Source organism: Streptomyces sp. LBL (assembly GCF_029893585.1).
Classification (GTDB): Bacteria; Actinomycetota; Actinomycetes; order Streptomycetales; family Streptomycetaceae; genus Streptomyces.
In genome coordinates, this window is sequence record NZ_JARXYX010000007.1 from 26,588 (window position 1) to 37,007 (window position 10,420).

Genomic DNA, 10,420 nt, shown 5'->3' on the forward strand with positions numbered 1-10,420 from the left:
GGGCCTGAATGCCCATGTCGCTCACCGGCGTGAGACTCAGGCAGTCACCCGTTCCTGATCTTCTTGGCCTTTCCGGTCTTCCTGATCTTCCTGGTCTTTCTGATCTTCTCGGTCTTCCTGGTCCTCGTCCGCGACCAGTCCCAACTCCGCGTCCCGTGCGAACTCCGCCTCGCGCCGCAACAGCCGGAACCACATGAACACCACGAACCCGGCGAAAACAAACCATTCCCCGGTGTACCCAAGGTTCTGGAACGCCTTCAGATCCAGCCCACTGTTCGCGGGCGCCGAAGCCGGCACGGCCGTCATCCCGGAGTCCGCCCGGGCCAGGGTCACCCAGGCGTCATACACGTCGTACGGCACCAGGTTCACCAAGGACGCCGCACTGATCGCCGCGGTCTGCCCCGCGGGCAAGCCACCCTGTGCACTGACCCCGTTGTCCCCGGGTGTCTCGGACGCCTGCAACGCCCCTGTGACGGTGACCTCACCCTTCGGCGCGGCCGGAGCCTTCGCCGGATCCGGTGACCCGGGTCGCCACCCTCGGACCACGGGCAGGGCCTGGCCGTGGTCGGTGCGCAGAAACGTCAGGACGTAGTAGCCGTTCCTGCCGTCCAGCTCACGGTCGGGAACGAGCAGCTGCCGGTCGTAGTGCCCGGTCGCGGTGACCTGCCGTCCGGACGTCGCCTTGTCCACAGGCAGCATCTCGCCCAGTGGACGCGCCGGCTCCCGCTCACTGGACGCGGCCTGCGTCTGCGCACTGCGATGGTCCTGCATCCGGCCCTCGAACCGGCTCAGCTGCCACGAGCCCATGAAGACGCAGAACGGGATGGCGAGCAGCACGAAGACGTTGATCCCCCACCAACGGGGCGTCAGCAGAAACCGGTACACGCCTCCCACGGTACGGCGCTCCCGCCCGGAGCCGGGTCGCGGGGTCCGTTCGCGGAGCCGGTTCGCGCGGTGGGGTCACGGAGCGCGGGGTGGGGTCACGGGGTCGGGTGACGGGGGAATTCGCGCCGTCGGTTCGGTAAGGGGTTCGGAAGAGAACGGTCGGAGTTATCCACAGGCTGGGGACCTGACCGGCGCACTGTCGGTCGGGGCGGGCAGTATGGGGCCATGACTGAGAGCAACGGGTCCGCCGCGCAGACGCGGAACGAGGAGATGCCGGACTGGGAGAAGCGCTTCCGGGCGCCCCGGGTGTCACTGCCCGACTGGGCGGAGGACGCACCGGACCGTTCCCTGTTCGTGTCGAACGCGACAGGGACGTACGAGCTGTACGCCTGGGACCGTGCGACAGGCGAGCAACGCCAGGTGACCGACCGGCCGAACGGCACGACGGACGGCGTGCTCGCCCCGGACGGGCGCTGGGTGTGGTGGTTCGACGACAAGGACGGCGACGAGTTCGGCGTCTGGCGCCGCCAGCCCTTCGAAGGCGGCACGGACGAGTTCGCCACCCCGGGCCTGGAGGCGTCCTACCCGGCGGGCCTGGCCCTGGGCCGGGACGGCCGCACGGCGGTCGTGGGCCGCTCCACCGACGAGGACGGTACGACCATCCATGTCGCCCGTCCCGGTCAGGACCCGGTGGAGATCTACCGCCACCGCGAGTCCGCGGGCGTCGGAGACCTCTCCCACGACGGCTCTCTGATCGCCATCGAACACACCGAGCACGGCGACGCGATGCACTCGGCACTGCGCGTCCTGCGCCCCGACGGCACCCCGGTCGCCGACCTCGACGACACCAAGGGCGGCACCGAGGAACTCGGCCTGGAGATCCTCGGCTTCGCACCGGTCGACGCCGACGCCCGGCTGTTGATCGGCCACCAGCGGCGAGGCCGCTGGGAGCCCCTCGTCTGGGACGTGTCCACCGGCGAGGAGAGCGACCTCGACCTGGACCTGCCCGGTGACGTCGGCGCCGAGTGGTACCCGGACGGTACCGGCCTGCTGATCTCGCACAGCTTCGAGGCGCGCAGCGAGCTCTTCCGTTACGACCTGGCGACCCGCGAGCTGGTCAAGGTCCCGATTCCGCCGGGCACGGTGTCCGGGGCGACGGCCCGCCCCGACGGCAGCGTGGAGTACCTCTGGTCCTCCGCCGCCGAGCCGTCCACGGTCCGCTCGACCACGGGCCGGGCCGTCCTCGACCCGCCCGGCATGAAGTCACCGGGTTCGGTGCCCGTGGAGGACGTGTGGGTGGAGGGCCCGGGCGGCCGCATCCACGCCCTGGTCCAGAAACCGGCGGGCACCACCGGCCCGCTCCCCACCGTCTTCGACATCCACGGCGGCCCCACCTGGCACGACAGCGACTCCTTCGCGGCCGGCCCGGCGGCCTGGGTCGACCACGGGTACGCGGTGGTCCGCGTCAACTACCGCGGCTCCACGGGCTACGGCCGCGCCTGGACGGACGCCCTGAAGCACCGGGTCGGCCTGATCGAGCTGGAGGACATCGAGGCCGTCCGCACCTGGGCGATCACCTCCGGTCTCGCAGACCCCTCCCGCCTCATCCTCACCGGCGGCTCCTGGGGCGGTTACCTCACCCTCCTCGGCCTCGGCACCCAGCCCGACGCATGGGCCCTGGGCATCGCGGCGGTCCCGGTCGCCGACTACGTCACGGCGTACCACGACGAGATGGAAGCCCTGAAGGCCATGGACCGCACCCTCCTCGGCGGCACCCCGGAGGAGGTCCCGGAACGCTTCGAGGCGTCCTCCCCGCTGACGTACGTGGACCAGGTCAAGGCCCCCGTCTACATCTCGGCCGGCGTCAACGACCCCCGCTGCCCCATCCGCCAGGTCGACAACTACGTCAAGCGCCTGGAGACGAGAGGAGCGGTCCACGAGGTCTACCGCTACGACGCCGGCCACGGCTCCCTGGTCGTGGACGAGCGAATCAAACAGGTACGACTGGAACTGGACTTCGCACAACGGCACCTGCCTGCTTCTTGACCCACCGAGTCGGGTGATGGGCGGGCACAGGGCGGGGCGGGGTCCAGGGGTGCGGGCCCAAGGGGCGGAGGCGAACCACCTGGGCCGGAACCCCCTGGGCCGGAACCCTGGAGAGAGGGGGAACCCGGACCCGGGCATCGGCCTACGTACCCGCCCGCTCCCGACTCCGCCGCCCCGACAACTCCGCCAACCCCCGACGAGTAGCGGCCAGCACTATGCGGTCCGAGCCCCGCAGGACATACGTGTCGGGGAGGTCCCACACCAGCCCCGATCCCCCCGCCGACCTCAGTTCCTCGTAGGCCTCATCCGCAGCGGGCCCCTCCCGCCCCTCGTCGGAGACTCCCGTGTCCAACGCCAGGACCCGCCAGGCCCCCTGCCGAAAAGCCTCCCCTACCGTCTTCCCCTCCAACTGCGGATGCCCGCCCACCTTCAGGGCCGCGAACAACAACACCCGCCGCTCGACCGGAATCGCCCCGAGGATCTGCCGCCCCATCATCGCCCCGGCGAACGCGGGCGCCGCCAGATGCGACACACTCCGGCTCCGTGTGGACGCTCCGGGATGCGCGGCCCGGAGGGTGCGGTACACGGCGGTCGCGAAGTCGTCGTCGTACAGCCGAAGGACGACCCGGAGATCGGGCCGTACGGATCGCGCGTACAGCACGGCCTCCAGGTTCGTCGTGTCCGAGCTGGTCACCGCGAGCAGCGTCTGCGCACGGTGGATCTTGGCGGCCTCCAGCACGCCCTCCTGGGTGACGTCCCCGAGCACGACCGGTACTCGCAGCCGCCGGGCGGTCGCGAGCCCCCGCGCCTCGGGGTCGGACTCGACGCACACCACCGGGATGTGCAGCTCCCGCAGCCGCAGCAGCACCCGGGTACCGATCTTGCCCAGTCCGAGCAGTACGACATGGCCGCCCAGCCCCCGCGGCGGCTTCCGCAGCGCGGAGGCGGTCCGGAAGGTCCCGAGTGCTTCGAGCACCGCGGCCAGCAGTACCGGCAACAGCAGCAACCCGACCAGTCCGGAGAGGAGTTGGAGAACCTGGCGCCCCGTCGTCTTCCCGATCGCCGGATCGTCGATGGCGAAGAGGTCGAGCAGCGTCAGATAGAAGGCGGCCAGCGGATGCATGTCGGTGACCAGCCACAACGCCACCGCCAGTGCGATCACACACGCCACCGACCCCGCCAGCGACCACCGCAGCCGCCGCGAGAACAGCGAGGCGAACGGTACGATCCCGCGCCCCGCGGGCAGCGCCGGCCCGGAGTACGACACCTGCTCCAGGACGACGGTCCCGCGCCCGGTGGCGGCCCGTACCGCCGCCGCGTCCGGCAGCAGCCGCGGCCCCTGGTCCCCGCTGCTTTCGGAACCGTCCGCGCCCGCCGGGTCGTTGCTGGTCGCGGAGAGCAACGCGAGGGTGGCGAGGCCCGGGTCGGCGACCTGGCCGGGTTCCGGCGGCGGCCGTTCCACCGCGCGCAGCAGCAGGCCGTCGGTCTGGACGACCTTGCTGGTGCCGACGATCGCGGTGGCGGCCAGCGCGGGTGCGGCCGTGTCGGCGTCGGACAGGACGGTCGTGGAGGCGTCGCCCACCCCGGCCGGCCCGGTCGTCCCACCCGTCGCCAAGGCCGCGGCCTGGTCGAGGAGTTCCTCGATGTGCTGGCCCAACCGCCGGTTGTACAGCCGCAGCACCAGCCGCAGCCGGGGGTTGAGGCGGCGAGCGGTGAGGGCGGCGCGGATGTTGGTCTCGTCGTCGTCGTACACGAGCGCGAGAGCGGCCGCCCGCTCCACGCCCGCCTCGGCGAGCACGGCCTCGGCCGGCTCGGCGGCCTCCACCACCCGCGCGTCGGGAGGCGGCGGCTCGGACATGCCGTTGCCCCCGCCCCGGTTGACGGCGGCGTTCACCACCCGGTCGAGCAGCGCCGAGGCCGCCCGGGCCCGCCCGACGACCGGGAGCCGTACACCGCGCTCGGAGGGCGGTACGACCAGCGTCACCTGCTCGCCGTAGACCCCGCGCAGTTCGGCGGCCAGCCGGTGCGCGAGTCCGTCGTCACCGCACACCACCATGGGGGCGGCCGGGTCACCCGGCGAACTTTGATTCGGAACGCTTGCCACGGGGAGAAGACTGCCTCACCGGGACGGGTGGTGCCAGCACGCGTTGAACGATCGCTCCCCGACCACCGTACTGAAGGCGAGGGAAGCCAGCGCCCTTCCGCACCACCGGAGGTACCTCGGCCGTGGCCGTCACCAAAGCAGCCCCGCGGGAGAGCGAACCGACCTCCGGCCCGGGGCAAAACGCCGGTCCGGGGCCTGACGCCGGTCCGGGGCCGGACACCCGCCCCGGGTCTGACACCGGTCCGGGGCCGGACACCCGCCCTGGGCCTGACACCGGTCCGAAGCCGGACACCCGCCCAGGGCACGACTCGGAGAGCCCCCGCCGCCTCAACTCGCCGCTCGCCCTGACCCTGTTGCTCGTGTTCATGGTGGTGGCGCAGGACTCGATCCGGCGGGTGCTGTCCGCGCCGGTGATGCAGAGCTGGATGACCGTGTTCGTCGCGGTGGTCATCCAGGCGCTGCCGTTCCTCGTGCTGGGAGTGCTGCTGTCGGCGGCCATCGCGGTGTTCGTCCCGCCGTCCTTCTTCGCCCGCGCGCTGCCGAAACGGCCCGCCCTGGCGGTCCCCGTGGCCGGGGTGGCGGGCGCGGTGCTGCCCGGCTGCGAATGCGCGTCCGTGCCGGTGGCCGGGGCGCTGGTACGGCGGGGCGTCACCCCGGCAGCCGCGCTCGCGTTCCTGCTGTCCGCCCCGGCGATCAACCCGATCGTGCTGACGGCGACCGCGGTCGCCTTCCCGAACGACCCCGAGATGGTCTTCGCCCGTTTCGTCGCGAGCCTGCTGGTGGCCTGCGCGATGGGCTGGCTGTGGCAGCGCCTCGGCCGCGCCGACTGGCTGCGCCTCCCGGCCCGCGCGGCCTACGACGGCCAGAGCAAGGGTGCCGCGTTCTGGGGCTCGGTCCGGCACGACGTGATGCACGCCGGGGGTTTCCTGGTGATCGGCGCGATGGCCGCGGCGACCCTCAAGGCCGTCGTCCCGGAGGAGTGGCTGCGGATGGCGGCCGGCAACCCGGTGGTCTCCGTGCTGGCGCTCGCCGTCCTGGCCGTACTGCTGTCGATCTGCTCGGAGGCGGACGCGTTCGTGGCGGCCTCGCTGTCCCAGTTCTCGCTCACCGCGCGGCTGGCGTTCCTGGTCGTCGGGCCGATGGTCGACCTGAAACTGTTCGCGATGCAGGCGGGCACCTTCGGCCGTGGCTTCGCCCTGCGTTTCGCGCCCACCACCTTCGTTCTGGGAGTCACCGTGGCGGTCCTGACCGGGGCGGTCCTCCTGTGAACCGCCAGGCACAGGCGGCGGTCCTGTTCCTGCTCGGCGCGGCCCTGCTGCACGCCGGCTTCACCGACCTGTACCTGCGCTACGTCAAGGCAGGGCTGCGCCCGATGCTGCTGGCCTCCGGCGTCGTACTGATCGCGGCGGCCCTGGCGACGGTCTGGTACGAGTGGCGGGCGCAGAAGGACGGCCCGGGGGACGAGGGAGAACACGGGAACCACGGGGAGCACCGGGAGGACCTGGAGCACCGGGAGGACGGAAAACACGTGGAACACCGGGAGGACCTGGAGCACCGGGAGGACGGAAAACACGTGGAACACCGGGAGGACCTGGAGCACCGGGAGGACGGAAAACACGTGGAGCACCGGGAGGAGAGCCACGGTCAGGATGGCCATGGGCACGCCCACCGCGAACCCCGCGTCGCCTGGCTTCTCGTCCTCCCCCTCCTCGCCCTGATCCTGGTCGCCCCGCCCGCCCTCGGCTCCTACAGCGCCCTGCGCACCGGCACGGCCCTGCAACAGCCGTACGGCTACGGGAACCTCCCCGCCGCCGGCCCCCTGCGGCTCAGCCTGGTCGACTACGCGGGTCGGGCGGTCTACGACCATGGCCGCTCCCTGCGGGGCCGGCAGATCAAGGTCACCGGTTTCGTCGCCCTGGACCACAGCGGTGCCCCCTACCTGGTCCGCATGGCCCTCAACTGCTGTGCCGCCGACGCGCAGCCGGTGAAGATCGGTCTGGCCGGCCGGATCCCGCCGGTCCTGCAACCGGACGCCTGGCTGGAGGTCACCGGCACCTACACCGCCCGCCGCACCAAGGATCCGGTCAACCACGGCCCGATCCCGTACTTCCAGATCACGGCCGCCAAGCCCGTCCCGGTGCCGCACGACCCGTACGACGAGACCTGGAACAACTGACGGTCACAGCAGGGGCGTACGACCGTACGACCCGCTCGGAGTACGACCGCTCGGCGGGCGACCGTGCCCTCAGTCCTCGTCGCCCTCAGCCCTCGTCGCTCTCGTCTTCCGCGTCCTCCCTCTCGTTCCTGCCCTTGTGCCGGTCCTGCTGCTTCTTGTCCCCCTTCTCCCGCTCCGGGGAGGCCGTGCGGAGGGAAGCGGTGGCAGACGGCTCGGGTACGTCGGACACCGTGGTGGACCCGGACGGGGGGGCTCGGTGTCGACGCCGGGCTCGTGACCGGGGCCGTCAGGCTCGCGGTGCCGTCGGCGGGGCTCTCCGCGCTACTGCCCCGGCGCGAACCAGAGCATGCCGGCGAGCATCGCGGCCAGGAACACCACCGCCCCGGCGACGATTCCGGCCACCCTCGGCCGCCGCCCGACGGCACCCCGCACCGCCGCCGGCCGCTGCGGACGCCGGGCCGCACGCGGACGGGACGCCGCCCGTCCGGTGGTCGACGGCAGGGCGTACGTCGTCGGGGGTCCGCTCTCAGCCGGGAACACCGGCGCCGGGGACGCCGTCAGGGCGGAGACGGCGGGGGACGCCGTCACGGCGGAGACCATGGGCGCCGACGCCGGTGCGGGCAGCGGCTCGGGCCGCCCCTGCCACGCCCCGCCGCCGAACCACTCGGCGACCCGCTGCGCGCTCGGCCGGTCCTCGGGCTGCTTGGCGAGCAGCCCGAGCAGGTAGTTCTCGAAGGCGGGCGGGAGGGGGACGCCGAGCTGCCGGGGCGGCACGGGGGCGGTGTCGAGGTGCTGGTGCAGGATCGCGACCGCGGTGGCGGCCTGGAACGGCGGGCGGCCGGTGAGGAGTTGGTAGAGCACACAGCCCAGCGCGTACACGTCGCAGGCCGGACCGGCGGGCTGTCCGAGGGCCCGCTCCGGGGCGAGGTACAGGCTGGTGCCGACGATCTGCCCGGTCGTGGTGAGCGCGCCGGACGGGTCGTCGACGAAGCGGGCGATGCCGAAGTCACCGATCTTGAGCGTGTCGTCGGCGTCCAGCAGCAGGTTGGCCGGCTTGATGTCCCGGTGCACGATGCCCTGCTGATGGGCGGCAGCGAGACCGGAGGCGGCCTGCGTGGCGATCCGGGCCACCTGGTCGGCGGGCAGCGGTCCGCCCGTGGAGAGCCGACGGGCGAGACTGTCGCCCTCGACCAGTTCCATCACCAGGAAGAGCCGGCCGTCGTACTCGCCGAAGTCGTACACGCCCACCACGTACGGGTGGTTGAGCCGCCCCGCGGTCTGCGCCTCCAGCCGGAAACGGGAGGTGGCCGTGGGATCGGAGTCGTGGGGGAGGAGAAGCTTGACGGCGACCGCCCTGCCGAGCGTCTCGTCGACGCCCCGCCAGACCTCTCCCATCGCACCGCGACCGATCGGATCCTGAAGCCGGTACCGGCCCGATATGAGCACCTGTTCGTCATCCTCAAGCCGTAAGACGTGTCGATATGCCGTGAGACGTTTCGATGGCCGTCGGCCGAACTCACCTCGTGTCGCGGGGTGGTGATCGTGGGGGGCGCCGCAGCCGGCTCAGCCTACCGGCTGCCACGCGCCCCCATCACACCCCCATCACACCCCCATCGCATCCCCAACGCGCCTCCATCGCATCCCCAACGACCTTTGGTACTAGCAATCTGACGGTCCGTCAGTTAGGGTCACCCCGCCGTGCCGCATCGAAGGGGTGAAGTGCCATGGAGACCCGTCCCCAGTGCCCGCGACCGCCGGGGGAGCCCCGCTGGGTCGCGCTGTTCTACCGGCCGGACACCACCTCCTGGCAGGTGGGAGCCCAGTCGCCCGACCGCTCCCCGGTGCTGTACGCACTCGGCGAGATGGCCCAGACCCTGCGCGCCCGCGGCGAGGCGGCGACCGTCGCACTCTGGGGCCCGAAGGACGAGGACTGGCACCGCTACGACGCCTCCGCCTCCGCTTCCGCCTCCGCGCCGGCCCCTCCCGAGCCGGCCCCGCCCCGGGAGGCGGCCGAGAAGCCCGCCGCGGAACTCGCCGAGAAACTTGTCATGGACCCCGCCACGGAACTCGCCGAGAAACCCGTCATGGAACCGGCCAAGGAACCCACCAAGCTCGCGGAGCGCATGCACGACCGTCGGCACCAGGCCCTCATGGCGGGCCTGAGCAAGGCGGGCCTCTACGATCTCGCGCCGGACGACGTGGCGGCCGTCCAGGCCGTCGTCGACCGGCTGGACGAAACCACGGTCCGCACCCTGGCCCGCTGGCTCGCCACCGCGGCGGAACGCCCGGCGTAGTGCGCCGTAGTTGCGTGGATCGCTAGGAGTAGTACTGCCACCGCAGCGACGAGAGGGCCCGTGCCCGTGCCTCCACGACCGCCATCCGGGCCGCGCGTTCCGCCGGGTCGGTGTGTGAGGCCTGGCTGGTCATCTGGCCGTCCCACTTGCGGTAGAGGAGCCCGATCTCGCGGGAGAACCAGCCGCGGCTCACCGAGTTCAGTGCGAGCAGCAGGCCGGTGTCCTCGGAGGCGGGCAGGGCCATCCAGCCGCCGAGGGCCACCAGGAGGTCCCGGCGGACGCAGAGGGTGGCCGGGTGGACCGGGGCCCGGAAGTCGTTCGCCGTCCAGAAGTCGAGGACGGCCCCGCGTGCGATCGGCCCGTGGCCGGGGTCCCCGGGGAAGCCGACGGTGGAGCCGTCGGGCAGGTGGTCCAGGGCCCGGGAGGTCGCCCACCCGAGCTCGCGGTCGGCTTCGAGGGCGGCCACGTCGCGGGCCAGGGTGCCGGGGGCGAGCCGGTCGTCGGCGTCCAGGATCTTCACGTACTCGCCGTCGGCGTGCGCGAGGGCGATGGTGCGGGCGACCCCGGGACCGCCGGGCCGTCCCTGCCGGAAGGTGACCCGGGGGTCGTCGGGGACGTGCGGGGCGACGGCGTCCGTCGTCCCGTCCTCCTGGATCACCCAGTGCCACTCCCAGCCGTCGGGTAACTCCTGCGCGCACAGTGAGGCGTGGGCCTCCGGCAGGAAGCGGGCCGAGGGGGCGTGGACAGCGGTGACGACGGCGACGCGCCTGGTCACGGCAGCACCCACCACCTTTCGAAAGGGGCGCGGGGGCCCGACTCCGCGGGATCTGCGGGATCTGCGGGACACGCGGGATCTGCGGGACACGCGGGATCTGCGGGACACGCGGGATACGCGGGATCTGCGGGATACGCGGG

The 10,420-nt window shown here is 72.4% G+C and carries 9 protein-coding genes; 4 read left to right on the plus strand and 5 right to left on the minus strand.

Going from position 1 to position 10,420, the window contains the following annotated elements:
• Positions 1 to 36: 36 nt before the first annotated feature.
• A complete protein-coding gene (locus M2271_RS10260) occupies positions 37 to 885 on the minus strand; it encodes an SURF1 family protein (RefSeq protein ID WP_280886815.1) in 849 nt (282 codons plus the stop codon).
• Positions 886 to 1,110: 225 nt separating this feature from the next.
• Between M2271_RS10260 and M2271_RS10265 the strand changes: the two genes are divergently transcribed.
• The gene (locus M2271_RS10265; RefSeq protein WP_280886816.1) at positions 1,111 to 2,931 is read left to right on the plus strand and encodes a prolyl oligopeptidase family serine peptidase; all 1,821 of its coding nucleotides are present in this window, start codon (positions 1,111 to 1,113) and stop codon (positions 2,929 to 2,931) included.
• Between the two features lie 142 nt (positions 2,932 to 3,073).
• On the opposite strand, the gene M2271_RS10270 is transcribed toward M2271_RS10265, so the two are convergent.
• Entirely contained in the window at positions 3,074 to 4,987 is a 1,914-nt protein-coding gene (locus tag M2271_RS10270; RefSeq protein WP_280887030.1) for an NAD(P)-binding protein, read from the minus strand.
• 170 nt (positions 4,988 to 5,157) lie between these two features.
• On the opposite strand from M2271_RS10270, the gene M2271_RS10275 reads away from it, so the two are divergent.
• Positions 5,158 to 6,303, plus strand: a complete 1,146-nt coding sequence (locus M2271_RS10275; protein ID WP_280886817.1) for a permease — start codon at positions 5,158 to 5,160, stop codon at positions 6,301 to 6,303.
• Entirely contained in the window at positions 6,300 to 7,211 is a 912-nt protein-coding gene (locus M2271_RS10280) for a TIGR03943 family protein (RefSeq protein ID WP_280886818.1), read from the plus strand. Before M2271_RS10275 ends, M2271_RS10280 begins: the two co-directional genes overlap by 4 nt.
• An 85-nt stretch (positions 7,212 to 7,296) precedes the next feature.
• Here M2271_RS10280 and M2271_RS10285 read toward each other — a convergent pair whose 3' ends face one another.
• Both M2271_RS10285 and M2271_RS10290 read right to left on the minus strand, forming a co-directional pair.
• Complete coding sequence (locus tag M2271_RS10285; protein WP_280886819.1) at positions 7,297 to 7,440, minus strand: hypothetical protein; 144 nt, start codon at positions 7,438 to 7,440, stop codon at positions 7,297 to 7,299.
• 92 nt (positions 7,441 to 7,532) lie between these two features.
• Complete coding sequence (locus tag M2271_RS10290) at positions 7,533 to 8,606, minus strand: protein kinase (protein WP_348539157.1); 1,074 nt, start codon at positions 8,604 to 8,606, stop codon at positions 7,533 to 7,535.
• Positions 8,607 to 8,935: 329 nt separating this feature from the next.
• Between M2271_RS10290 and M2271_RS10295 the strand changes: the two genes are divergently transcribed.
• Entirely contained in the window at positions 8,936 to 9,505 is a 570-nt protein-coding gene (locus tag M2271_RS10295; RefSeq protein ID WP_280886821.1) for a hypothetical protein, read from the plus strand.
• A 22-nt stretch (positions 9,506 to 9,527) separates the two neighbouring features.
• Here the strand turns inward: M2271_RS10295 and M2271_RS10300 are convergent, their stop codons facing one another.
• A complete protein-coding gene (locus M2271_RS10300) occupies positions 9,528 to 10,280 on the minus strand; it encodes a glycosyltransferase family 2 protein (RefSeq protein WP_280886822.1) in 753 nt (250 codons plus the stop codon).
• Positions 10,281 to 10,420: the final 140 nt, after the last annotated feature.

Bases quoted from the DNA above. Each gene is read 5' to 3' on its own strand.
- M2271_RS10265 (WP_280886816.1), top strand. From the start codon at position 1,111: ATGACTGAGAGCAACGGGTCCGCCGCGCAGACGCGGAACGAGGAGATG.
- M2271_RS10270 (WP_280887030.1), bottom strand. From the start codon at position 4,987: ATGGTGGTGTGCGGTGACGACGGACTCGCGCACCGGCTGGCCGCCGAA.
- M2271_RS10290 (WP_348539157.1), bottom strand. From the start codon at position 8,606: ATGGGAGAGGTCTGGCGGGGCGTCGACGAGACGCTCGGCAGGGCGGTC.
- M2271_RS10295 (WP_280886821.1), top strand. From the start codon at position 8,936: ATGGAGACCCGTCCCCAGTGCCCGCGACCGCCGGGGGAGCCCCGCTGG.